The sequence below is a fragment of the Streptomyces sp. NBC_01481 genome, assembly GCF_026339995.1.
In the GTDB taxonomy this organism is placed as follows: domain Bacteria; phylum Actinomycetota; class Actinomycetes; order Streptomycetales; family Streptomycetaceae; genus Streptomyces.
In genome coordinates, this window is record NZ_JAPEPT010000001.1 from 536372 (window position 1) to 560021 (window position 23650).

The 23650-nt window shown below is 71.1% G+C and carries 21 protein-coding genes, 1 tRNA gene and 1 pseudogene; 10 read left to right on the forward strand and 13 right to left on the reverse strand.

Features of this window, described 5'->3' with window-relative positions; genetic code table 11:
* Positions 1–70: 70 nt before the first annotated feature.
* From OOK40_RS02555 to OOK40_RS02585, 7 genes are all read right to left on the reverse strand, one after another.
* Positions 71–144: transfer RNA gene (locus OOK40_RS02555), tRNA-Lys, on the reverse strand.
* Positions 135–791, reverse strand: coding sequence for a bifunctional DNA primase/polymerase (locus OOK40_RS02560; protein WP_266476130.1), 657 nt, complete (start codon positions 789–791; stop codon positions 135–137). The genes OOK40_RS02555 and OOK40_RS02560 overlap by 10 nt, the downstream gene beginning before the upstream one ends.
* A gap of 125 nt (positions 792–916) precedes the next feature.
* Positions 917–1258, reverse strand: a complete 342-nt coding sequence (locus tag OOK40_RS02565) for a hypothetical protein (protein ID WP_266476131.1) — start codon at positions 1256–1258, stop codon at positions 917–919.
* A 281-nt stretch (positions 1259–1539) separates the two neighbouring features.
* Positions 1540–2877 carry an AAA family ATPase gene (locus tag OOK40_RS02570; RefSeq protein ID WP_266476132.1) on the reverse strand — a complete coding sequence of 446 codons (1338 nt, stop codon included), beginning with the start codon at positions 2875–2877 and terminating at the stop codon, positions 1540–1542.
* Positions 2874–4460, reverse strand: a complete 1587-nt coding sequence (locus tag OOK40_RS02575; RefSeq protein WP_266476134.1) for a hypothetical protein — start codon at positions 4458–4460, stop codon at positions 2874–2876. The genes OOK40_RS02570 and OOK40_RS02575 overlap by 4 nt, the downstream gene beginning before the upstream one ends.
* Positions 4451–5572, reverse strand: a complete 1122-nt coding sequence (locus OOK40_RS02580) for a hypothetical protein (protein ID WP_266476135.1) — start codon at positions 5570–5572, stop codon at positions 4451–4453. Before OOK40_RS02580 ends, OOK40_RS02575 begins: the two co-directional genes overlap by 10 nt.
* Positions 5502–6380 (reverse strand): phosphatase PAP2 family protein, encoded by an 879-nt coding sequence (locus OOK40_RS02585; RefSeq protein ID WP_266476136.1) that lies wholly within the window; start codon positions 6378–6380, stop codon positions 5502–5504. The genes OOK40_RS02580 and OOK40_RS02585 overlap by 71 nt, the downstream gene beginning before the upstream one ends.
* Before the next feature lie 197 nt (positions 6381–6577).
* Between OOK40_RS02585 and OOK40_RS02590 the strand changes: the two genes are divergently transcribed.
* A complete protein-coding gene (locus OOK40_RS02590; RefSeq protein WP_266476137.1) occupies positions 6578–7174 on the forward strand; it encodes a histidine phosphatase family protein in 597 nt (198 codons plus the stop codon).
* Between the two features lie 293 nt (positions 7175–7467).
* Here OOK40_RS02590 and OOK40_RS02595 read toward each other — a convergent pair whose 3' ends face one another.
* Positions 7468–8871, reverse strand: a complete 1404-nt coding sequence (locus tag OOK40_RS02595) for a tetratricopeptide repeat protein (protein ID WP_266476138.1) — start codon at positions 8869–8871, stop codon at positions 7468–7470.
* 239 nt (positions 8872–9110) lie between these two features.
* On the opposite strand from OOK40_RS02595, the gene OOK40_RS02600 reads away from it, so the two are divergent.
* Positions 9111–9599: a hypothetical protein gene (locus OOK40_RS02600; protein ID WP_266476139.1), complete on the forward strand. Its 489-nt coding sequence runs from the start codon at positions 9111–9113 to the stop codon at positions 9597–9599.
* A gap of 33 nt (positions 9600–9632) precedes the next feature.
* Entirely contained in the window at positions 9633–10508 is an 876-nt protein-coding gene (locus tag OOK40_RS02605) for a spermidine synthase (protein WP_266476140.1), read from the forward strand.
* Between the two features lie 2 nt (positions 10509–10510).
* Here OOK40_RS02605 and OOK40_RS02610 read toward each other — a convergent pair whose 3' ends face one another.
* Complete coding sequence (locus OOK40_RS02610) at positions 10511–11050, reverse strand: hypothetical protein (protein ID WP_266476141.1); 540 nt, start codon at positions 11048–11050, stop codon at positions 10511–10513.
* 113 nt (positions 11051–11163) lie between these two features.
* On the opposite strand from OOK40_RS02610, the gene OOK40_RS02615 reads away from it, so the two are divergent.
* The 5 genes from OOK40_RS02615 to OOK40_RS02635 all read left to right on the forward strand — a co-directional run bounded on the left by OOK40_RS02615 (position 11164) and on the right by OOK40_RS02635 (position 16560).
* Positions 11164–11880, forward strand: coding sequence for a response regulator transcription factor (locus OOK40_RS02615; RefSeq protein WP_266476142.1), 717 nt, complete (start codon positions 11164–11166; stop codon positions 11878–11880).
* Positions 11877–13286, forward strand: coding sequence for a HAMP domain-containing sensor histidine kinase (locus OOK40_RS02620; protein ID WP_266476143.1), 1410 nt, complete (start codon positions 11877–11879; stop codon positions 13284–13286). The genes OOK40_RS02615 and OOK40_RS02620 overlap by 4 nt, the downstream gene beginning before the upstream one ends.
* A 133-nt stretch (positions 13287–13419) precedes the next feature.
* On the forward strand, positions 13420–14898 hold the full coding sequence (locus OOK40_RS02625) for a cellulose binding domain-containing protein (RefSeq protein ID WP_266476144.1): 1479 nt from the start codon (positions 13420–13422) through the stop codon (positions 14896–14898).
* Between the two features lie 168 nt (positions 14899–15066).
* A complete protein-coding gene (locus OOK40_RS02630; RefSeq protein WP_266476145.1) occupies positions 15067–15474 on the forward strand; it encodes an ATP-binding protein in 408 nt (135 codons plus the stop codon).
* 150 nt (positions 15475–15624) lie between these two features.
* Entirely contained in the window at positions 15625–16560 is a 936-nt protein-coding gene (locus tag OOK40_RS02635) for a serine protease (RefSeq protein WP_266476146.1), read from the forward strand.
* On the opposite strand, the gene OOK40_RS02640 is transcribed toward OOK40_RS02635, so the two are convergent.
* The 4 genes from OOK40_RS02640 to OOK40_RS02655 form a co-directional block, all read right to left on the reverse strand.
* Positions 16470–17885 carry a GH1 family beta-glucosidase gene (locus OOK40_RS02640; protein ID WP_266476147.1) on the reverse strand — a complete coding sequence of 472 codons (1416 nt, stop codon included), beginning with the start codon at positions 17883–17885 and terminating at the stop codon, positions 16470–16472. The genes OOK40_RS02635 and OOK40_RS02640 overlap by 91 nt on opposite strands.
* Before the next feature lie 46 nt (positions 17886–17931).
* Positions 17932–18747 (reverse strand): carbohydrate ABC transporter permease, encoded by an 816-nt coding sequence (locus tag OOK40_RS02645; protein ID WP_266478794.1) that lies wholly within the window; start codon positions 18745–18747, stop codon positions 17932–17934.
* Between the two features lie 126 nt (positions 18748–18873).
* Positions 18874–19914, reverse strand: coding sequence for a carbohydrate ABC transporter permease (locus tag OOK40_RS02650; protein WP_266476149.1), 1041 nt, complete (start codon positions 19912–19914; stop codon positions 18874–18876).
* Positions 19915–19919: 5 nt separating this feature from the next.
* A complete protein-coding gene (locus OOK40_RS02655; RefSeq protein WP_266476150.1) occupies positions 19920–21236 on the reverse strand; it encodes an ABC transporter substrate-binding protein in 1317 nt (438 codons plus the stop codon).
* A 224-nt stretch (positions 21237–21460) separates the two neighbouring features.
* Here OOK40_RS02655 and OOK40_RS02660 point away from each other — a divergent pair, with 224 nt between their 5' ends.
* Both OOK40_RS02660 and OOK40_RS02665 read left to right on the forward strand, forming a co-directional pair.
* Entirely contained in the window at positions 21461–22510 is a 1050-nt protein-coding gene (locus tag OOK40_RS02660; protein ID WP_266476151.1) for a LacI family DNA-binding transcriptional regulator, read from the forward strand.
* Between the two features lie 928 nt (positions 22511–23438).
* Positions 23439–23626, forward strand: a pseudogene (locus OOK40_RS02665) (ATPase, T2SS/T4P/T4SS family); the annotation flags it as partial.
* Between the last annotated feature and the right edge of the window lie 24 nt (positions 23627–23650).

Genomic DNA, 23650 nt, shown 5'->3' on the forward strand with positions numbered 1-23650 from the left:
CCCGCGACTCCGGGCGGCTCTCGGGCGCACGAAAAGGCCCCCCGCTTCCGCGAGGGGCTTTTTCCGTCTGTGCGCCGCCAGGGACTCGAACCCCGGACCCGCTGATTAAGAGTCAGCTGCTCTAACCAACTGAGCTAGCGGCGCCTGCTGACGTCGTAGACCTTAGCATCCTGATCGGCGGGAGGAAAAATCGATACTCGGACGCTCGGCGACGAGGCCGCGCGGGCCGCGCGCACGCATGCCCAGAGCACCACCTCGGGCCCCGGGAGCCACGGGTGGCGGGTGTCGGGAGCCACCAGCCAGCGCGGCCCGGATGCCCTGTGGTCCTGGGTCAGCGGCGGTACGGTCACGGCGTCGCCGATGCCGTGGCAGAACATCGGCGGCACGGCTTCGCCCCACTCCTCCCAGTCGAGCAGGGACGGCAGCCGCTGGGCGGTGCCGGGGGCGGTGAAGAGCAGCATCCGGCCACGGTGCATGGCGACCGGGCCGGAGCCGGGCCCCTCCTCCCACAGCCGGTCGAGCATCCGGCGGCCGAAGATCGCGGGCACGTTCACGACGTCGAAGACCGAGCCGCAGGGGAGTACGGCGGGGGTGGTCGGGCGGGTCTCCCAGAGTGCGAGCATCGAGCGCGGATGGGCGCCGGCGGAGGTGAGCCAGCTGCCGCCGGGGGGTGTGACATGGGCGGAGTGGTGTCCGCCCTCCTCCCTCAGGAAGGCGAAGATGTCGGTCCGGCGCTCGTCGTCACCGGCACCGGGGTTCAGCAGGGAGTCATCTCGCAGCCATGCGCTCATAAAACAAGATCTACCCGGAGTGACCGTTCAGTTTCTGAGAGTTGCCGGAAACGGGGACAGGGCGGGGCGGGTGGGAGTATCTTGCGCACCGGCATATGCCGGGTGGGATGTTCCCGGGGCACGCCTTACTGCTGGGACCCGCCGCGCTGCAGCTCGCGGCCGAATTCGATCATCTTCTTCGCATAGTCGGCCGTCCACTCCGCCCGCTCGGCGATGTCCGCGGGGGTCAGCCGGTCGAAACGGCCGGGGTCGGCGAGCTGGGCCGCCGCGAGGGCCTGGAACTCCACCGCCCGGTCGGTGGCCGCCCGGAAGGCGAGCGTCAGCTCGGTCGCCCGGGCCAGCAGCTCCCGGGGGTCCTCGATCGACTCCAGGTCGAAGAAGTGCTCGGGGTCGGCGGCGGCCTCCGACGGCTCGAAGAGCAGCGGTGCCGGTCGCAGCTTGCGCTCGCTCCGCTCGGGTTGCGCCATGTGGTTCTCCTCCTCGCACAGGTTCGGCCCCGTCCCGGCCGCCCCCCATTGACCTTGTTCTCTGATCTGTTCCCCGGCCGCTCTCTGCCCATGGCCGTCTTCTATTGTCGCGGCCCGCGCAAGGCCGCCTACGGAGCCCAGCTCACCCGGTGTTCCGCCAGGTGAGCGAGAACCGCGTGGTTGGCCTCCCAGTCGTCGGGGCCGTTTCCCTCGGCCGCCTCCGGCGGCGTGCCGGACTCCGTCCGGCGTTCGGGGGGCCCATGCCGTCCGCTGCCGCGGGCTCACGGGCGCCAGGTGACGCGGTGGTTCGACCAGTGGTCCCATGTGGACTGCATCGCCTCCCAGCCGTCCGGGAACTTGACCGTGACGCCCAGCTGGACCGGCTCCGTCGAGGGATGTTCGTCCAGGAGGTCGCTCACGCCCGCGCGGCACACCACGATGCACGCGTGCCGGTGGCGCGACGCCAGCACGCACAGCCTGCCCGTCTCCAGGTGGAACGCCGTCGCGTCCGGCCGGCCCGACAGCGGGTGCAGCACGACCGTGACATCGAACTCCCGGCCCTGCAGACGGTTCGCCGTGTCCACCGTGACATCCGCGACGCCCACTTCCGCCAGCGCCGCCCGTACCGCCGCCGCCTGGTCGCGGTGGGCCGTGCCGACCGCGATCCGGTCGGCGGTCACCGGGACCGGGTCCGGGGAGCGCTCGGAGACGGCCGCGCCGCCGCGGTCCAGCAGTCGGCGGACGACCAGGGCCACGGCACGTACCGCCTCCGGGTCCGTACGGGGTGTGTGCCGGGCGGGCAGCTCCAGCAGGCCCCAGCCCGACTCGGCCGCCTCGTCCAGCACCCGGTCGGGGCCCGAGCCGTCCGACGCCACCCCGAAGGCCAGCCGCCGCTCCGACTCGCCCGTGCCGCTGCGGAAGGGCGTGTACGGATAGAACGCGTCGGAGACCAGCGGCGCGGCCGACGCCGGGAGCCGCCAGGACACCGGCAGCCGGTGCTGCGGCAGCTCCGGATTGTGGGCGAGCAGCGTGGAGACCGCGCTCGCGGACGGGTCGTACGAGAGCCCGGCCCACTGGTCCGCGCCGACGATCGAGAACGGGTCCAGCTGACCTGGGTCGCCCACGAACAGGGCACGCTCGAAGAGCCCGGCGACGGCGAGCAGCGCGTCGGAGCGCATCTGGTAGGCCTCGTCGACGATGGCGTGCCGCCAGGGCTCGACGCCCTGGACATGCGCCCACTTCGCGGCGGTCGAGATGACGATCTCCAGGCCCGCGAGGTCGCCCGCCTTCGCGGACTTGCGGACGTTGTCCAGTTCGTCGAGCGCCTTGTCGTACGGGTCGGAGTCGTTGCTGTGCAGCCGCCCGACCGGCAGCTCGGGCTCCTTCTCGGCGAGCCGCAGGACCAGGTCGTCCACCTGGGCGTTGGTCTGTGCGATGACCATCAATGGCCGCCCGGCCGCGGCCAGTTCACGCGCGGCGTTCACGACGAGTGTGGACTTGCCCGCGCCGGGCGGCGAGTCCACGACGACGCCGCGGTGGCCGCCGTCCAGTGTGTCGGCGAGGATCGCGCCGGTGGCCCGCGCGGCCTCGGCGGCCGGGTCGAAGGCGTGCCCGCTCACAGGATGTCCTCCGCAGTCACCGGGTCGGGGCTCTCCGCGGCCGTGCCCGGGGGCCCGCCGTGCGTCCACGGGGTCTCCTCCGGGTCCGGCAGCTTCGGGCCGCCCCGCTGGTCGTGCTCGAACAGGGTCCAGGCGATCCGCTCGCCCTTGTCCGGTACGGAGCCTTCCGCGGGGTCCCTGGAACGGCCCATCCGGTCGGTGAGCCGCAGCACCAGCGTCCCGTCCGCCTCGTAGCGTACGAACTCGGCCGTCTGCGCCTTGCCGCCCAGCGAGCGGTACACCTTCGCCCGCTCGCCCAGATGCGGCCGGTCGTCCGTACGGACCGTGAGCAGCGGGCGGGGGCTCGGCCGCTTCGAGTCGGACCAGGCCATCACGACCTCGGTCACCTCGCCCAGGAACGCCTCGCCCGCCAGCCTGCGCCCGGCCAGCACCAGCGGGTCGTCCAGCGCCTCCTGCGCCTCCAGCTGGGCCTGGGCCGTCTCGCGGGAGGCGAGCTTCTGCGCGGCCGTCACCGCGTCGTCGCGTCGTGGCTGCGGTGGCTCGCCCGCGCGGACGCGGTCGCGGTGCGCGGTGAACGACCAGCGGTCCCGGGTCCAGCGGTCGGCCGCCCGGGGCCCCTCCGGCAGCGCGCGCAGCAGCTCCAGGCTGCGCCACACGGCGTGCCATGTGGGCTTGAGCTGGGTCAGCACAAGGCGGCGGATCTCCCGCTCGGCGAGGGTGAGTTCACCGAGCCGGGCATCCGCCTCGGCGCCGTCCTCGGCCGCCCCGAGCGCCTGGCGTGCCCGGTCGTACCGCTCGACCGCGGGGGCCAGCAGTCTGTTGTCGAAGGCCGGGTCGGTGGCCGGACCGGCGGGCGGGCACAGCAGCTGGCCCCGGGCGTCCCGGGCGAGCTCCGCCCGCAGCGCCGCCTCCGCGCCCGACTCGCCCCCGGGGGGGTCGATCCAGGCGAGCAGCGCACCGAGGTGCTGGTCCTCCAGCGAGGACTGACCCGTCGCCCAGTGCCGCCCCAGTAGATCGGTCGCGGCGAGCAGCAGCGACGAGCCGGGCACCCGGGCACGCTCGCCGTAGTGCGTCAGCCAGCGGCCGAGCAGCGGGACGCGCGGCGGCGCGGGATAGGGCGCGTCGGGGTCCTGCTCCGCGGTACGCCGAAAACGCATCGAGCGGCCCAGGAGTCTTACGAAGTCGATGCTTGCACGGCCCGGCACGATCAACTGCGGTGCGTCCGCGCACAGTTCGACCTCGACCTTGACCCGCTTTCCGGTCTCGGGATCGGTCTCGCTCCGCTCGGCGGGCTCCACGTCGTCGGCGTACGCGTCCAGGTGCGGCAGTACGGCGTCGGCGAGCTCGGCGAGAAAGGCGAAGCGCTGATCGCGGTCGCGCGGCTGTGCCACGACCAGCAGCCGCGGCTCCTCCTCGTCGGTGCCGACCAGCGCGCCCAGTGGGGCCCCCGCCTCACCGGCCGTCGTCAGCGGTACGAGAACCAGCGGGCGCTCGGACAGATGCCGGTGGCGCACCGTCGCGAGCGCAGCGGCCCGCCCCGACTCCACGGCCTCCAGCCGGGCGAGGGTGGAGATCAGCGACATCCGGCCGCCTCCAGTGCTTCGGCCCGCAGAGCGGCGGCCCGGCGCAGGGCGGCGACCGCAGGGTCGTCCGGATCGCCTGCCGTGCCACGGGCCGCGGCCAGGACGTCGCCGATGGTCGTAAGACCGCCGAGTTCGCCGCGCACCCCGCGCCCCAGCGCTTCCACCGCCCCGGCGCCGCGGGCCCGGTCGCGGCAGTGGAAGGCCAGCTCGCAGGCGGCCAGGCACTCGGGGGCGTACGCGGCCGACACCGACTCGACCGCTGCCGTCAGCTCTTCGGCCGGGCGCTCCACATCGAAGGTCGTGCCTTCGGGCAGGGCCGCGGCGATGTCCTCGATCCGGGTCAGCCTGGCCAGTTGACGGCGGGTGACCGACAGCTGCTTGCGTACGTCGACGACGGACGCGGTCGGCAGATTGGAGAAGTCCTTGGGGCAGACCAGCAGGACCGAATGGGCCACCCGCGCCCCGTCCGTCACCGACGCGACCCGCTCCAGCGCCAGTACGTACACGGCGGCCTGGCGCGCGGCCGCGCCCACCTTCGCCGCGTCCGCCGAGGCGTCGATCATCGGGAAGGACTTGATCTCGACGACCGTCCACGTCCCGTCGGGGTGGACGACCACTGCGTCCGGCTCCAGATAGGCGGGGGAGCCCGCGACCTCCAGCGCCAGCATGGGGTGGTCGAGCAGTGTCCACGCCTTCGCGGCGGTCGCCTCGCGCAGCGCGAGAGCCGTGCGCGCGGCCCGGCCCTCGGGTCCGGCGGCCGACAGTTCGGGCACGCGGACCTCGGCCGGGGTGTCCACACCGATGAGCCGCGTCAGCTCCTTGCCGCCGTCGGCCTTGACCTTCGCCTCGAAGGCGTTGCCGCGCATGAAAGCGAACTGGGACTGGCCGAACGCCGCCGGGGATCCCAGCGCGGACGCGAGCGCCGCCTTGTCCACCCCGGCACCGTCCAGCAGCGCGCGCCGCTTGCAGCCGGGGTTGGCCGCGAGGGCGGCCAGCGCGCGGGCGTCGAGCGGATGGGGCTGGGCGGCGGGACCGCGCAGCTCAGCGAGCCGCTGCCGTAGTGCTGTCGTCGGCGCCGGCGGAGGTGGTCCGCTGTCCAGGGATTCGCTCACCCGCGGAAGTCTCGCATCCGGCACTGACAATCGGGGACTGCGAGCCGGAAGGGGCGGCCGACAGGCGGGTGCGCACACGGTCGGCGAGACGCAGCGCGGGCCTGGTCAGCAGGACGCCGACGCCCATCACGGCGCATCCGGCGACCGCGTCGAGGAAGTAGTGGTTGGCCGTGCCCATCACGACGAGGGTGGTGAGCAGCGGGTAGGCGACACCGAGTGCCTTCATCAGCGGCGTACGCCCGTGGCGCCACAGCATCACGCCGCACCACAGTGCCCAGCCGACGTGCAGACTCGGCATCGCGGCGTACTGGTTGGTCATCGCGCCCATCCCGCGCGGGGCGCTCGCCTCGCCGCCCCACCAGCCGTACGAGCTGTACTGCGCCATCGTGTCGACGAAGCCCTGGCCCGCGTCGAGGAGCCGCGGCGGGCAGGTCGGAACAAGCGTGAAGCCGACGAGGCCGAGAAGCGTTGAGAGCATCAGCCAGGTGCGGGCGGCCCGGTAGCGGGCGGGGCGACGGCGGAAGAGCCAGACCAGGATGACCGGGGTGACCAGATAGTGCAGCGAGGCGTACGCGAAGTCGGCGGGTATGCCGAGCGCGGGGGTGTCAGTGAAGAGGCGGTTGAGCGGGTGTTCGGCGTTGAGGAGGAGTGCCTTCTCGGCCCGGAGTATCGCCATGCCGTGGTCGACCGCGGTGTTCACATCGCCGCGCGCGAGCAGCCGGCCGGCCGAGTAGGCGGCGTAGACCACGGCGAGCAGCGTGAGTTCGGTCCACCAGCGGGGCCGATGGCGGGTCGCGGGGTACGACATCCGAACGTTTCTCCAGTTTGTGTTCAGGCGGCCATCGGCCAACCGCTCAACCGTACGGCGTATGAGAAAGTGCTCGGGCGTCGGGTCCCGGCCTCTGGAGGACGCTGAGATCCTCCCGGAGGTTGCCTTGCGTTCAGGTGCGAGATGATGGGACGACACCGCTCGTGAACCGCTCGTGAACCTCAGGAGAGCCCCTCATGGCACCGCGCATCCTGCTCGCCCGGCACGGCCAGACCGAGTGGTCGCTGCTCGGCAGGCACACCGGCCGGACGGACATCCCCCTGCTCGAAGAGGGCAGGCGCGGGGCGAAACTTCTCGGTGAGCGGCTGCACCGCGCACCGTGGTCGGGCCTGGAGTCCGTCGAGGTCCGCACGAGCCCGCTGGTGCGGGCGAGCGAGACCTGCGCGCTGGCGGGGTTCGCGGAACGGGCGACCGAGTGGGACGCGCTCATGGAGTGGGACTACGGGGCGTACGAGGGCATGACCGCGGGGGCGATCTGGGCGGACCGCCCGGACTGGTTCATCTGGCGGGACGGTGTCCCCGAGGGTGAAACCCTGGCCGAACTCGGCGCCCGCGCGGACGAGGTGGTCGAGTGGGCGCGCTCGGCGGACCGCGACGTCCTGGTCTTCGCCCACGGCCACATCCTGCGCGTCCTGGGCGCGCGGTGGCTGGGCATGGACCCGTCGTTCGCGGCGAGAATCCGACTGGACCCGACGTCGCTGTCGGTACTCGGGTGGGCGTACGGGGAGCCGGCGCTGGACCGCTGGAACGACACGGGGCACATGGAGGTGTGACGGGGCCGGGCGGCAGGGCGGGGGTGCCCTGCGGGGCTTGTTTCCCCACCCCGCCCGTTCCCTTAACCGGGGCTCCGCCCCGGACCCCGCGCCTCAAACTCCCCCAGACTTCGTCCGGGGGGACCCCCAAGGGGCTGAATTTCAGCCCGTCCGGCGTTTGAGGACACGCGCGAAGCGCGTACGGGGGTCTGGGGGCTTGCCCCCAGTTCGGGATGGGGGTACCTCCCACGGCCGCCAGGCCGTAGGGGGAGGGCGGGTAGGGGAACAAGCCCCGCAGGGCACCCCCGCCCCGCCTACGCCCCCCGCCCCGCCTCCCCGACCCGGTCCAGGAACGTCCCCACGTCCCCTGCCCCGCGCTGCGGCACCAGCACCCGCGCCGTCTCCGACACCATCGACTGGATGCGCGTCGACCGGACCTCCTCCAGCAGGTCCAGCACCTGCTGCCCCGCCCGCGCCGCCTCGGCCGGTGCGCCCGCGTGGGCCAGGTTCAGGGCGAGTTCGGCCCGGTACAGCGCCAGGTTGCGGGTGAAGCGGCGGTCCTGGAGGGACGCCGCCCGGCGGGCGTGGCGGGCCGCCCGGGACCATTCGCCGAGGGCCGACCAGCACTGGGCCTGCAGTGCCTCCAGCTCCGGTTCGCCGAAGAAGGACATCCACTCGGGGTCCGCGTCCGCCGCGCCCCGGTCGAAGTACCCGTGCGCCCGCACCAGGGACTTCTCGCAGGCGCCACGGTCCCCCAGCCCCGCCCAGCCGCCCGCCTCCCGCAGTGAGAGCAGCGAGAGCAGCCGCGCCGAGGCCAGCCGGTGTGCCGCCCGCTGGCCCGCCTGGGCGGAGCGCACGGCCTCCCGGTACCGGCCCGCGTCCCGGGCCAGGAAGGACGTATTGCAGAAGGCGTGCGCCTCGAGTGCCCCGTCGCCCGCCACCCGCGCGGTCGCCAGCGCCTCCCCGTAGTGCGAGCGCGCATCGTCGAAGCGGCCCGAGTCGTGCGCCAGCCAGCCCACGGAGATGGCGAGTTCGCCCGCACCCGAATGCAGCCGGTCCGCGGTCGAGCGCCGTGTCGCCGTGCCCGCGTCGAGCAGCGCGTACGCCGCCCGCAGCGGCTGTGCGGCCTGCCGGTAGAGCCCGTCCGCGCCGTGCCGGTCGTCGAGCAGCCGGATCCGCCGTACGGCCTCCTCGACGGCGTTGACCTCCGCCTCGCCGACCCGGCGCTGGTTGGGCACAAGACCGAGTCCGAGCCCGAGGGACGCGGCCGCCACCGTGGTGGTGCCGCTCGTCATGAATGCGCGACGCAGCACGTCGCTCTCCTCGTCGATGTCGCTGTCGATGTCGCTGTCGATGTCGCTGTCGATGTCGAAGGGGCAGCAGGGATGCGCCGGTTCGGGCCCCCGGCGTCGTGCGACCTGGCCGCCCCGCACGCGTTCCCGCGCCGCGAAGCCCAGGTCCGCCAGTGTCAGACCGGGGAACATGTGCAGGAACACCCGCTCGTACGCGTAGTTCGGACAGCGGATCTCGCCGGCCTCGACCCGCCCGATGTAGCGGGCGTCGCACGAGACCTGTTCGCCGATCTCCCGAGCGGCCTTGCGTACCGCCGCCGCGAACTCTCCCGCCGAGCGCTGCCCGCGCAGTCTGCGGAAGGCGGGATTGGGAACTGCCTGTGATCCCTGCCGTGCCTGCCCTGATGCCTGTGACGACGACGCCATGGCGGAGCCCTCTCTTGGTGCACCGTGTTCCGGCGGAGCAAGAACGTACCTGCTGTGACGGGCCGCACACACAAGGTTTGCCTACAAAAGGGATATCTCCCCCTCGATCTGCCATGAACTGCCATCCTTTGCGGCGGCGTGCCGCCGTAGCCCTTGACGCATACAAGCGTTGAACCCTTTGGAGGCGCGGTACGTGTCTCCACTCGAGCGAGGAGGCGATCCCCTTGTTGGAGGTCGGCATGGAGACCAGCGCCCCAAGCGGCTCACGCACGACTGCGACGACAGCTCGCCACAGACCAACCCCGGACAGCAGCGCACCACCTCACGGCGCACCGGCCCACACCCCGCCGTCCGTCGAATCCACCGAATCCGTCGCATCCACCGAGCCCTGCGACCTGGTGACCGTCCCCGCCCGCCAAGGGCTCGAGGCGGTCGACATCCTGCGTCGCGGTGCCACCCCGGCCGTCGGCCCCGTACTCCACGACGGCTCGTGCGACACCCTCGGCTTTCTGGTGCCGCCGGGCACCGCCGACGGCTGGGACATGCCGGGCAGCGCCTGTACGCAGACCGCGGGACGCGGTCTGCGTATCCCCGAAGAGCCCCCGGTCAGCGGCTCCGGCTGGCTGCTTCCGCCGGACGGCACCGACCCGGTCACCGACCCGGTGGTGCTGCGCGAGGCGCTCGGCGAGGCGGCCCGGCTGATCGAGGCCGCCGACAACTGCAGCTGAGCCGCGTATCGGCTCTGCGCCGATAATGGGTTGGTGGCAAGGAACAAGCGGCGCAGCCGCACGGGCGGGGCAGGCGGCCCCGAACCTGTCGTCGAGCAGGTCGACGGCGGGCTCGCCGAGCTGATACCCGACCGTGAGCGGCCGCGCGGCTGGACACTGCTCATCGACGGCGCCCCGCAGTCCCATGTCGACCTCGACGACCCGGTCCATCTCTCCTTCGAGTACCAGCGCCGTCTCGGCCATGTCATCGACCTCGCCGCCCCGCCCGGCCGCCCCCTCCAGGCCGTTCACCTCGGCGGCGGCGCCTTCACTCTCGCCCGCTACATCGCGGCGACCCGCCCACGCTCCACCCAGCAGATCGTGGAGCTGGACGCCCTTCTGGTCCAACTGGTCCGCAGGCAGCTCCCGTTGGACCCCGGCGCGCGGATACGCGTCCGGTCCACCGACGCCCGCGCCGGGCTCGGCAAGGTCCCGGACGGCTGGGCGGACCTGGTGATCGCCGATGTCTTCAGCGGGGCCCGCACACCCGCGCATCTGACCAGTACGGAATTCCTCGGCGAGGTGCGCAGGGTCCTCGCGCCGGGCGGGTTCTACGCCGCGAACCTCGCCGACGGGCCTCCGCTGGCGCATCTGCGCGCCCAGGTCGCCACGGCCGCGGCGGTCTTCCCCGAGCTCGCGCTCGCCGCCGACCCGACCGTTCTGCGCGGGCGCCGCTTCGGCAATGCGGTGCTGCTCGCCTCGGACGTTCCGCTGCCCGTCGCGGAACTGACCCGCCGCGTGGCGACGGACCCGCACGCCGGCCGGGTGGAACACGGAAAGGCGCTGGCCGACTTCACGGGCGGCGCGCCCGCGGTGACGGACGCGAGCGCGAAGCCGTCACCGGTCCCGCCGCCCGCCACCTTCCAGTAGCGCTAACGCTCGTCGAACTGCACCATCGGCGGATGGCCGTTCCAGGTGCAGAAGACCGAGCTCTCATGGCCGTCGCGGGTGAACGTCACCCGGATCCACTCCGGTTGCTTCCAGACCTGCATCTGCCAGCCCGCGTCCGGAGTCGCCGACACCAACTCGGCCCACGTCTTGGCGATGTCGAAGACGACCCGGCCGCCGTCGACGGTGTAGCCCTTCACGTTCCCCGGCGCCGACGGCGACGAAGAGGGCTGCGAGTACGGCGGCTTGGTCCCGCTCGGCTTCCCGGCCGAAGCAGTGACCGACGACTTGGGGCTCTTGTCCGGTGTGGCCGGTTTCGATGCGGTCGGGCTCGGCGCCCGCTGCGTGCTGGAGGCCTGCGGTCTCGCGCCCTGCGTGGTCGCCGCGTCCGCACTGATGGGCAGCGCGCGCGGACGGTCGTACGCGGTACCGGACATGACGGTATGGACGCCCCACCAGGAGAGCGTGACTGCGGCTCCGGTGGACAGCGACCACGCCATGGCATGTACGAGTCCTCGATGCATCCGGGCCATACTGCACCACGCGCCCCAGGTCTGTCCCGGCCAGGGTCTGACGGGGACTCCCGCAGTGACATCAGCTGCTCCCGCAGCGGGCCGGATGGCGTACGGTGCCGCCCATGGCAAGTGTGCTCGTCGTCGAGGACGACCAGTTCGTGCGCTCCGCCCTCATCCGGCACTTGACCGAGGCCTCCCACACCGTGAGGAGCGTCGGCACGGCCCTGGAGGCGCTGCGCGAGGTGGCCCATTTCCGTTTCGACGTGGTCATCCTCGACCTCGGTCTGCCGGATCTGGACGGGTCCGAGGCGCTGAAAATGCTGCGCGGTATCACCGACGTACCGGTGATCATCGCCACCGCGCGGGACGACGAGACGGAGATCGTCCGGCTGCTCAACGACGGCGCCGACGACTACCTCATCAAACCCTTCTCGGTGGAGCATCTGTCCGCGCGGATGGCCGCCGTGCTGCGCCGATCCCGGGCCTCCGCCGGAGAGGCCCCGCCCTCGCGCGTCATCCAGGTCGGCGGGCTCTCCATCGACCCGCTGCGCCGCCAGGCCGAGTTGGACGGGGCGGCACTCGACCTGACCCGCCGCGAGTTCGACCTGCTGGCCTTTCTCGCCGGGCGGCCCGGCGTCGTCGTACCGCGCAAGGAACTGCTCGCCGAGGTGTGGCAGCAGAGTTACGGCGACGACCAGACCATCGACGTCCATCTGAGCTGGCTGCGGCGCAAGCTCGGTGAGACGGCGGCGAGGCCCCGCTATCTGCACACCCTGCGGGGTGTCGGTGTGAAGCTCGAACCTCCGAACGGACAGCGGTCGAACGGACACATGCCATGAGATGGGCGCTGGTCAAGGTCTCCCTCGCCGTCACGGTGATGGTCGTGCTCGCCTTCGCCGTCCCGCTGGGCATCGTCATCAAGGAGATGGCCAGGGACCGGGCCTTCTCCAACGCCGAGCGACAGGCCGCCGCCATCGGCCCGACCCTCTCCATCACCGCCGACCGCGATCCGCTGGAGCGCGCCGTCCTGTCCACGCAGGCCGGTTCGGCCGGACGGATGGCCGTGCACATACCGGCCTCCGGCGAGCCCGGCAGCGAGCCCGTGAACATCGGCACCCGCCGGGCAGCCCAGAAGGACCTGCTCACCACGCAGCGCCTCGGCCGCGCCTCCATCACCGAGGTCACCGGCGGCTCCGCGCTGCTTCAGCCCACGGCGATCAGCACCGGCCAGATCGCCGTCGTCGAGGTTTTCGTGCCCGATGGCGAGGTGTCCAACGGCGTCGACACGGCCTGGCTGGTGCTCGCGGGCGTCGGTCTGGCGCTGGTCGTCGGCTCGGTCGCGGTCGCCGACCGGCTCGGCATACGGATGGTGCAGCCCGCCCAGCGGCTCGCGGGCGCTGCGCACGACCTCGGCGAGGGCAAGCTCGGGGCGCGCGTCCCCGAGGAGGGCCCGACCGAACTGCGCTCCGCCGCGGTCGCCTTCAACTCCATGGCCGACCAGGTGGTCCAGCTGCTCGCCAACGAGCGCGAACTCGCCGCCGACCTCTCGCACCGGCTGCGTACACCGCTCACCGTGCTGCGCCTCAACGCCGCCTCGCTCGGCGAAGGACCCGCCGCCGACCAGACCAGGGCCGCCGTCGAGCAGCTGGAGCGCGAGGTCGACACGATCATCCGCACCGCCCGCGAGGCCAAGCCGCAGACCATGGCGGCCGGCCCCGGCGCGGGCTGCGACGCCGCCGAAGTCGTCCGGCAGCGGATGGACTTCTGGTCGGCGCTGGCGGAGGACGAGGGCCGCAAGGTGCGGGTCGCGGGCGTCGACCGTCCCGTACGGATCCCGGTCGCCCGCCCCGAACTGGCCGCCGCGCTCGACGCGCTGCTCGGCAATGTCTTCCGGCACACCCCCGAGGGCGCGGCCTTCTCGGTCGACGTCCACAACGGCGAGGACGCGGTCATCGTGCTGGTCTCGGACGCGGGCCCGGGCATCACCGACCCGGAGGCGGCCATGGCCCGCGGCAACAGCGGGCACAGGGACGGCTCGACCGGGCTCGGCCTGGACATCGTGCGCCGGGTGGCGGAGTCCACGGGCGGGGACGTACGGATCGGCAGCTCGGTGCTCGGCGGCACGGAGGTACGGATCTGGATCGGCCTCGATCCGCGCGAAGGCGTGGGCCCGGTGCGCCGCCGCGGCCACCGCGGAACGGTCCGGCGACGCAAGCGGACGAAGGCAACTGGTCTCTACCATTAATCGCCTCCCATGCCTTCCTTAAGGCCGTCCTAAGAAGTGCAACCCCCGCCCCGAACTGGTCATTTGTCCGTTTCCGTATCGCTAGCGTCTGCCTCACCACCCCCCACCCCCGTAACGCAGAGGCAGGCACGCAATGGGCAGCAGTACGCACCGGCGCAGGGCGAGCGTCAGGACCAAGGCGGTCGGCGCCGTCGTCGCCGCCGCGGTGATCGGCGGCGCGGCATTCGCCCTCGCGGGCACCGCGCAGGCCGCGTCCGTCGGCGCCGCGTACACCAAGACCAGCTCCTGGACCGGCGGTTACACCGGCCAGTACGTCATCACCAATGACACCGACACGGCGCAGACGGACTGGACGCTCGAATTCGACCTGCCCACGGGCACCACGATCAGCTCGCTGTGGAACGGCGAGCACACGGTCAGCGGCCGGCACGTCACCGTGAAGCCCGCGAGCTGGAACAAGCGGCTCGCGCCCGGCGCCTCGGTCACCGTCGGTTTCGTCACCGCCGCGAGCACCACCGCGACCGCGGGCGACCCGACCTCCTGTCTCATCAACAAGGTCAAGTGCTCGGTGGACGACGGCGCGACCCCGCAGCCCAGCGGCCGCCCGACCGAGCAGCCCAAGCCCACGCCCACCCCGACGGCGAGCGCCACCCCCACCAAGCCCCCCACCTCGGCACCGACGCCTACGCCCACGTCCACCGAGACGCCCGGAGGCGGCACCGGCGCGCGCTTCGCGCCGTACGTCGACACCTCGCTCTACCCGGCGTACGACCTGGTGGACACCGCGACCAAGACCGGGGTCAAGGAGTTCAACCTCGCCTTCATCACCTCCGGCGGCAGCTGCGCGCCCCTCTGGGGCGGTGTCACCGACCTCGGCAGCGACCAGGTGGCCTCCCAGATAGGCGCTCTGCGCGCCAAGGGTGGCGATGTCCGCGTCTCCTTCGGCGGTGCCGCGGGCTCAGAGCTGGGCCTGCGCTGCTCCTCCGCCGACGAGCTCGCGAAGGCGTACGGCAAGGTCATCGACGCGTACAAGCTCACCAAGGTCGACTTCGACATCGAGGGCGCGGCCCTGCCGGACACCGCCGCCAACTCCCGCCGCTCGCAGGCGATCGCGCAGCTCCAGAAGTCCCACCCCGGCCTGGACGTCTCCTTCACGCTGCCCGTGATGCCCGAGGGACTGACCCAGCCCGGCGTGGATCTGATCGCCGACGCCAAGAAGAACGGCGTCAAGGTCAGCGCGGTCAACATCATGGCGATGGACTACGGGCCCGCCTACAGCGGCGACATGGGCCAGTACGCCATCCAGGCGGCGACCGCGACCCAGGCGCAGATCAAGGGCGTGCTCGGTCTGTCGGACGCGGCGGCGTGGAAGGCCGTCGCCGTCACCCCGATGATCGGCGTCAACGACGTCGCGACCGAGATCTTCAAGGTCGACGACGCAACGCAGCTGGTCGAGTTCGCGAAGTCGAAGGGCATCGGCTGGCTGGCGATGTGGTCGTCGACGCGTGACAAGCAGTGCGCGGGCGGTGCGAAGCCCTCGGCGGACGCGACATGCTCCTCGATCGTCCAGGAGCCGCTGGCCTTCACGAAGGCCTTCGGCGCCTTCAAGTAGTCCCTGCGAGAACGTCGGCGCCCCCCACCCGCGCGCCCCGGCCGGACCACCCCCCCATCCGGCTGGGGCGCGCTTTCCTGCGCCATTGAGTGATTCATCGCCCCACCCCGTACTGAACAGTGGCGAACGAGGGTCACAGGCACCGCATCCCCCACCTGGAGGCGCCCCATGGAGGATCCCCCGACCGGCGATGTCTCGCTGGTCTTCCCGCCCGACCCCTTGTGGGTCCGCGCGGCTCGCGAAACCGTACGTACGCTCCTCGGCGCGACCCGGCGGACCGAATTGATGGACACCGCGGTCCTGCTCACCTCCGAGGCGGTGACGAATGCGATCAACGCCTGCGTCCTCAAAGGCTGCACCGCCCCGGTAACCCTCTTCGCCGGCTGGACCGACGCCCACCGCCTGCGCATCCTCGTGCACGACGAGGCGCCCGGGGTTCCTGCCTGTCAGACGCCCGCGGAGGAGGACGAGAGCGGTCGCGGCATGCAGCTGATCTCGTACGGCGCCGACGCGTGGGGTGTCTGCAGCCACGGCCCGGGCCGGGGCAAGGCGACCTGGTTCGAACTGACTCACTGAGTCCGGCGGTTGATCTTCTACGGGAAGGACAGTGTGTTGCGCCCACGTGGGTTGCCCTTTCTCGCGCTCATCCTCTGCGCGGGAGCCCTCGGAGCGAGTCCGCGCCAGGCCCCGACCCCGGCCGCAGACGGGTACTGGACGGCGCAGCGCATGGCCGATGCCGTACCGGTCGACTCCGCCTCAGGCACGTCCCGTGCGGGGGCGGCCGCGCCCGGCGGGATCAGGAAGGGGGATTACTTCGGCGGACTGCCGATGGTCGGCACCTTCTTCTACGACGGCAGACCGCTCGGCGGAGAGGTGACCTCCTGCACCGGCAGCGTCGTCCACAGCGCCACCAAGGACCTCGTCCTCACCGCTGGCCACTGCGCCAACGGCCTCAAGCGCTCCATGCACAGCGTCTTCGTACCGCAGTACCGCCACGGAGCCCCCGCCGCCGGCCAGCCCAGCGGCATCTTCGAGGTGCGGCGGGTCTTCGTCGACCCGCGCTACGAGCAGAACACCACGAAGCCCGTCTCCGACCTGGACTTCGCCTTCGTACGCCTCGCCCCCAACAGCAGGGGCAGGGCGGAGGACGTCACCGGCTCCCTCACCCTCACCCGCGCGGCCGGCTACCGCCACAACGCCACCGTGATCGGATATCCCAGCGGCGAGGACGTCAACAAGAAGCACCAGGCGCTCCGTTGCGATGTCACCACCTCGCGCCTCACCGGCTTCCGACAGATGCGGATGACGTGCGCCGGCTTCCACGGAGGGGTGTCCGGAGGCCCTGGATCACGGACTACGACCCGGCGACCCGCACCGGCAAGGTCATCGGCAACACAGGCGGCTACAACGGCGGAGGCAACGACCAGAACGTCGACTGGATCACCTACTCGCCGGTGTACGCCAAGGACGCGCAGGCTCTGTACGCCGACGCGGTGGCGGAAAGGAGCGACGCGGACATCAAGCGCCTTCCGTACCGGCGCTGAGCCCCGTGTTCAGCCCCCGGCCGTGCGTCACGCCGGAGGCTCCGGCAGCACCCCCGTCCGCGCCAGCTCCCCGTACCAGTACGCACTCGACTTGGGCGTACGGGCCAGCGTCTCGTAGTCCACGTACACCGCGCCGAAGCGCTTGCCGTACCCGTACGACCACTCGAAGTTGTCGATCAGCGACCACAGGAAATAGCCGCGCACATCCGCGCCGTCCGCGATCGCCTGCCCGACCGCGAGGAGATGGCCGTGCAGATAGCGGATGCGGTCGGGATCGTGGACCGAACCGTCGGCGGAGGGCTTGTCGACGTACGCCGCGCCGTTCTCGGTGATCATCAGCGGCAGGCCCGGGGCCTCGCCGGTGTAGTGCAGCAGCAGGTCGTACAGCCCGGTCGGGTCGATCGACCAGCCCATCTCGGTGCGATCGCCGGGCGGCTGGTGGAAGGAGACCGCGTCCGCACCGGGCCAGGGGGAGTGCTCGCTCGCGCCGTGGCCGTCATTGCGCTCGGCGTGATTGTCAGTGGCAGCCGATACAACTGCAGGTGCGTAGTAATTCAGTCCGAGCGAGTCCAGGGGGTGCTTGATGACTGCGAGATCGTCGCCGTGGACGAAGGACCAGTCGGTGAGGCGCGCGGTGTCCGCGAAGAGATCTTCCGGATACGTGCCCTTCAGCATCGGGTCCGTGAAGATCCGGTTCGCGAGCGCGTCGATCCGGCGGCGCGCGTCCAGGTCCTGGGGGCTCTGGCTGCTCGCCCTGACCACGCTCGGATTGAGGCTGACGGAGAGCTGGGCGCCCGCGGGGAGCGCCGAGCGCAGCGCCTGGGCCGCCAGGCCGTGGCCGAGGTTGAGATGGTGGGCGGCCCGCAGGGCGGCGACCGGGTCGGTGCGGCCGGGGGCGTGCACACCGGAGCCGTATCCCAGAAAGGCGCTGCACCAGGGCTCGTTGAGCGTGGTCCACATATCCACCCGGTCGCCGAGGGCGTGGGCGACGATCCGCGCGTAGTCGGCGAAGCGGTGCGCGGTGTCCCGCTCGGGCCAGCCGCCCGCCGTCTCCAGCTCCTGGGGCAGATCCCAGTGGTAGAGGGTGAGCACGGGACGTATGCCGCGCTCGAGCAGATCGTCGACGAGGCCGCGGTAGAAGTCGAGGCCGCGCTGGACGGCGGGGCCGCGGCCGGTGGGCTGCACGCGCGGCCAGGAGACCGAGAAGCGGTAGGCGTTGACGCCGAGGTCCGCCATCAGCGCGACGTCCTCGGCGCGGCGGTGGAAGTGGTCGACGGCCGTGTCCCCGGTGTCACCGGCCTCCACCTTGCCCGGCGTACGGCTGAAGGTGTCCCAGATCGATGGCGTGCGGCCGCCTTCGCGTACGGCGCCCTCGATCTGGTAGGCGGCGGTGGCGGTACCCCACAGGAAGGCGGGCGGAAAGGTCATGGGCGCGTCGGACATGGGTGTGCTCCCAACATATGTGTAGGTACGGGAATGTGAGGAGGCGTCAGCCCTTGACGGCGCCCTGCATGATGCCGCCGACGATGTGTTTCCCGAACAGGACGAAGGCGATCAGCAGCGGCAGCGTGCCCAGCAGCGCGCCCGCCATGATCACGGACTGGTCGGGGATGAAGCCGCGGCCGAGCCCGGTCAGCGCGACCTGCACGGTGGGACTGCCGTTCTGGGTCAGGGCGATGATCGGCCAGAAGAAGTCGTTCCAGGCCATGACAAAGGTCAGCATCCCCAGCACGGCCATCGCGGGCCGCGCGGCGGGGAAGACGACATGCCACACCACGCGCCAACTGCTCGCGCCGTCCACGCGCGCCGCCTCGATCAGCTCGGTGGGCAGTGCCTCGATGAGGTACTGCCGCATGAAGAACACGCCGAAGGCGCTGACCAGGGTGGGCAGGATGACGGACTGCAGCTGGTCGGTCCAGGACAGCTCGGCGATCAGCATGTACAGCGGTACGACGCTGAGTTGCGGCGGCACCATCATCGTGCCGATCACCAGCACGAGCAGGAGGTTCTTGAAGCGGAAGCGGAGTTTGGCGAAGGCGAAGCCGGCGAGCGTGGAGAAGACGACGGTCCCGGCCGCGATCGACCCCGCGACGATCGTGGTGTTGAGCAGGGCGGCGCCCATATTGGCGTCGGTCCAGGCGAACTGGAGGTTCTTGAAGAGATTGCCACCGAACCAGAAGGGCGGGGGAGTCTGCGCGAGCCGGGTGTTGTTGCGGGAGGCGGCGATGGCTGTCCACACGAGGGGGAAGAGGGAGCCGATGGTGAAAATGATCAGCACGGCATAGGTGATCCGGCCGCCGTGCAGATGGCGTCCGGCGCGCTTGGCGCCGCGGGCGCCTCCGGCACCTGTGGTGCGGCCGGTGCCTCGGGTGCGTGCGGCGCGGCCCTTGGCCCGCCTGGTGCTCAGCGAAGTCGTCACGTCACGTACCCCCTACGCGCTCTTGCTCAGACGGCGGGCGAGCAGCCAGTTCACCGCGCCGATGACCAGCAGGATCAGGAACATCGACCAGGCGATCGCGGAAGCCCGGCCGAGATGGAGATTCACCCAGCCCTGCTCGTACAGATAGAGCCCGAGCGTCTGGAACTGATGATCGGCGCCGCCGGTCGCACCCGCACTGCCGTTGAACAGCAGTGGCTCACCGAAGAGCTGGGTCGCGCCGATCGTCGAGACCACGCAGGTGAACAGGATCGTGGGCCGCAGCGAGGGGACGGTGACATGCAGGAACTGCTGCCACCGCGAGGCGCCGTCGAGCGCGGCCGACTCGTAGAGATCGTTCGGGATGGCCTGCATCGCGGCCAGATAGATCAGCGCGTTGTAGCCCGTCCACCGCCAGATGACGATGGTGGAGACGGCCAGTTGGGAGGTCCAGGTGCCGTTCTGCCAGTCGATCTTGTCAAAGCCGACCAGACCCAGCGCCCAGTTGATCATTCCGTAGTCGCGTCCGAAGAGGAGCACGAAGACGAGCGTCGCTGCGGCCACCGAGGTGGCGTACGGAGTCAGCGCGGCGACGCGGAAGAACATCGAGCCGCGCAGCCGGTAGTTCAGCAGATGCGCGATGCCGAGCGCGATCAGCAGCTGCGGCACCGTGGAGATCAGCCCGATGGTGACGGTGTTCCTCAGCGCGTTCCAGAAGAACTCGTCCTCCAGCAGCCGGGAGAAGTTCCGCAGCCCGACCCACTCCATGTCGGTGGGCGCGGTCAGTTCCACCCGGTGCAGCGAGGCCCAGCCGGTGTAGAGCAGCGGAAAGAGCCCGAAGGCCAGGAAGAACACGAAGAACGGCGCGACGAAGGCGTAAGGACTCCACCTGACGTCCAGCCGGTAGCGGCGGCTGCGCCGGGCTCGGCGGCGCTGTTCGGCCGCCGACTCGCCCGGTGTGCGCGACTCGGACGATGTGCGCGGGCCGGGAGGTGTGCGCGGGGCCGCGCCCTCCTCCCCCTGGGAGGGCGCGGCGGCCTGTGCGTCACTTGCCATACCGGTCACTGGTCCAGTGCGTTGTCGATCGCCTTCACCGCCGCGTCCCACCCTTGCTGGGAGGAGCGGCCCTTCTGGTCGACCTGGAGCATGCCCACGTCTCCCAGGTTCTGCGCGATGATCAGGTCCTTCGGCCCGACGATCTGGACCGGCACACCCTCGGCGGCCTTGGAGAAGATCTCCCCGATGGGCGCGTTGCCGAAGTACGCGTGCTTGGCGCCGGAGACTTCGGGCAGGGAGTACGCGGCCTTGGCGCTCGGGAAGCTGCCGCGCTTGGCGAAGAGCTTCGCCTGCTGCTCGGGCGCGGTCAGCCAGGCGGCGAGCTTGGCCGCCTCCTCCTTGTTCTTGCCCGCGTCGGGCACGGTCAGGAAGGAGCCGCCCCAGTTGCTGGGCCGGGGCGCGGCGGCCACGTCCCACTTGTCCTTGCCCGCGGCCCCGCCCTTGTCCTGGATATAGCCGAGCATCCAGGCGGGGCAGGAGACGGTGGCGAAGGTGCCGTTGGCGAAGCCCTGGTCCCAGGCGGGCGTGAACTGCTGGAGCTTGCCGGTCAGACCCTCCGTCGCGAACGACGCGGCGATGTCCCAGGCCTGCTTCACGGCCGGGTTGGTCTTGTAGACGACCTTGCCGTCCTTGTCGTAGAAGCGGTTCGCGTTGCTGCCGGTGATGGCCGACATCACTCCGGTCGCCGAGTCCACGAACGCCGTGCCCTTGGGCGCCTTGGCCTTGAACTGCTTGCCCGCGTCCAGGTACTTGTTCCAGTCGCCGGCCCACAGTTTGCCGACCGCCTCACGGTCGGTGGGCAGACCGGCCTTGGCGAAGAGGTCCTTGCGGTAGCAGATGCCCTGCGGCCCGATGTCGGTGCCGAGCGCGATCGTCTTGCCGTCCTTGGTGGTTGCCTGCGCCCACTTCCAGGGCAGGAATGCGTCCTTCTGCACGCCCGCCGTCGTGCCGAGGTCGACCAGCTTGCCCCCCTGAGTGGCAGTGATCTCCGCGATGTTGTTGACCTCGACGGCCTGGATGTCGGCGAGTCCGCTGCCGCTGCCCAGGTGGGTCAGGAGCTGCGGGTAGTAGTTCTCGTTCCGCTCGATGGAGGTCTGCTTGATCTCGATGTTCTTGTGGAGCTTCATGTACTCGTCGTACAGACCGGCCTCCTTGAGGCCGAAGGCGCCGAAGACCCCTACGGTGAGGGTGGTCTTGCCCTTGCCCCCACCGCCGCCGCCGTTGGAAGCACTGCCGGTGGGTTCGTCGCTGTCCTCGGCACAGCCGGCCAGCAGACCGGCGCCGAGCGCGGCGACGACCGCGAGGATTACTGCCCTGCGCATTGCGTCCTCCTTGTGCCCTGACGTGCCGACCCCCCGGCCAACTGGCGTGCGGCCCCGTTGCGTTGACGTTCTGCGGCTCGGGCGGGGAACGTGCGGGTTGTGTATGGCTGAGGTACGGTGGGAGCGCTCCCATGTGTGATGTGTTGAAGGGTCGCGGCTCGCCGCAGGGGTGTCAAGGCACCCGGCACGTTATGTTCTCGGACGGGAAGCCTGGGGAGGCGGAGATGGTGTCTCGCACAATCCGTACGAGTAACGGCGGGCGGGGCACGGGCAGGCCCACCCTCGAAGAAGTCGCCGCACGCGCGGGCGTCGGCCGCGGCACGGTCTCCCGCGTGATCAACGGCTCGCCGCGGGTCAGCGACGCCACCCGCGCCGCCGTCGAGGCGGCCGTCGCCGAACTCGGGTACGTACCCAACCGCGCGGCCCGCGCGCTGGCCGCCAACCGCACCGACGCGATCGCCCTGGTCGTCCCGGAGCCGGAGGACCGTTTCTTCGCCGAGCCGTACTTCTCCGACATGGTCCGCGGTGTCGGCGCGGCCCTCGCCGACACCGACATGCAACTGCTGCTGACCTTCGCCGGCAGCGACCGCGAGCGCCGCCGCCTGGCCCAGTTCCTCGCCGCCCACCGCGTCGACGGCGTCCTGCTGGTCTCGGTGCACGCCGACGACCCGATCCCCGACATGCTGGAGGACCTCTCCATCCCGGCCGTGATCAGCGGCCGCCGCTCCGCCGACGAGACGCTCGCCGCGGTCGACTCCGACAACTTCGAGGGCGCCCGCAGCGCGGTGACGCACCTGGCCGCCCGCGGCCGCCGCTCGATCGCGACGATCACCGGACGCCTGGACGTGTACGGCGCGCAGTGCCGCCTGGAGGGCTACCGCGCCGCCCTGGCGGCGGCGGGCTTGCCCGCGGACGCCCGGCTGACGGCCCCCGCGGACTTCACCGAGGAGGGCGGCCGCCGTGCGATGCGGGACCTCCTGGAGCGCTGCCCCGGGCTGGACGCGGTCTTCGCGGCCTCCGACGTGATGGCGGCGGGCGCCCGTCAGGTGCTGCGCGAGTCGGGCCGCCGGATCCCGGGCGACGTGGCGCTGGTCGGCTTCGACGACTCGGCGGTGGCCCGCCACATGGACCCGGCGCTGACGAGCGTGCGCCAGCCGATCGAGGAGATGGGGCGCACGATGGCGCGGGTGCTGCTGGAGGAAATCACGGGGCGGGCGACGGGGCGACCGCAGATCGTGCTGCCGACGGAGCTTGTCGTACGCGACTCCTCGTAGAAACGATCAAGGGCCCCGGTCCGAAGACCGGGGCCCTTGATTCGTCAGGGTGAGTAACGGGACTCGAACCAGTTTTGTTACCCACTTTTGACCTGCGACGACACCGAAAATCGGCACAAAAGGATGTCATTCGATGCTGTTCGATGCCACTCAGTGCCTGGGAAGACCGGGCGGGACCCCCGTGGGGGCGCACTCTGTGGGAGATCGCCAAGAGGAGCTGATGGGGTGAGTAGCAAACTCCGCAATCGCGATCCGACATGACAACGTCCCCACCCGAAGACGGGGGCGCCGCCGACCACTCCGCTCCGCCTGGGGGAGGCCGCGGAGGGCCGGTCTGGAACGGGCGACACCTGCTCTACGCGGGAGGGCGGTCCGTCCGTCGGGCTGAGGCCAAACTTTGATCAGCGGCGGGACCGGATCGGGCAACCCCAATAGGCAGTTAAGACACCTCTACTTCATGGTGACCGGCTGTAGCTGAGGCAGGAGTGATCAGCGAGCGTGCTGAGGTGCGACCACCCACGCGGCGGCAGATGCTGGAAGAGCGAGGGCTTCGCTGCCGTACTCAACTCGGAGGTGCGTTGTAGTGCAGGTTCCTATCGAGAAGGTAAGGCCCGGGATGCGCATCGGGTTGACGCAAGTTGTGACCAAAGTCGAGGAGGTTGGCCCTGATGAGTTCCTCCTGGAAACGAAGATGGGAGAGCTTCAGAGCCTCGGGATTCCTCCCAATCGGCGGACGTACCCTCGCGGCCGCCTGATCTCAATCGAGGTCGATGACCGCTGACGTAGCGGAGCCGGGCACGAAAAAGCCCCGGACTGTCCGCGACGGGGGACGCAGACAGACCGGGGCGGCTTTCGGGTGCCGGGGATTGCTCCGACATCTGCTCTACGGGGGAGGCGGCTCGTCCGTCGCGACGAGGCCAAACTTTTGATGCATGCCGTGATCCCGCCGGTGGCGGTCGGCTCGATGTGTCTGTCGCTGCGGGTCGTCAGGCCCCGGCGTTTCTCTGTGGGGGAGTTCGTCGCGGCCGGGACCGTGCCGCCGGCGGGGAGCGGGTGTTGAGGGCGCTGATCGATGCCCAGCTCTCCTTCCTGATCAGCGGCGGGACCGGATCGGGCAACCCCAATTGGTGATTAGGACGC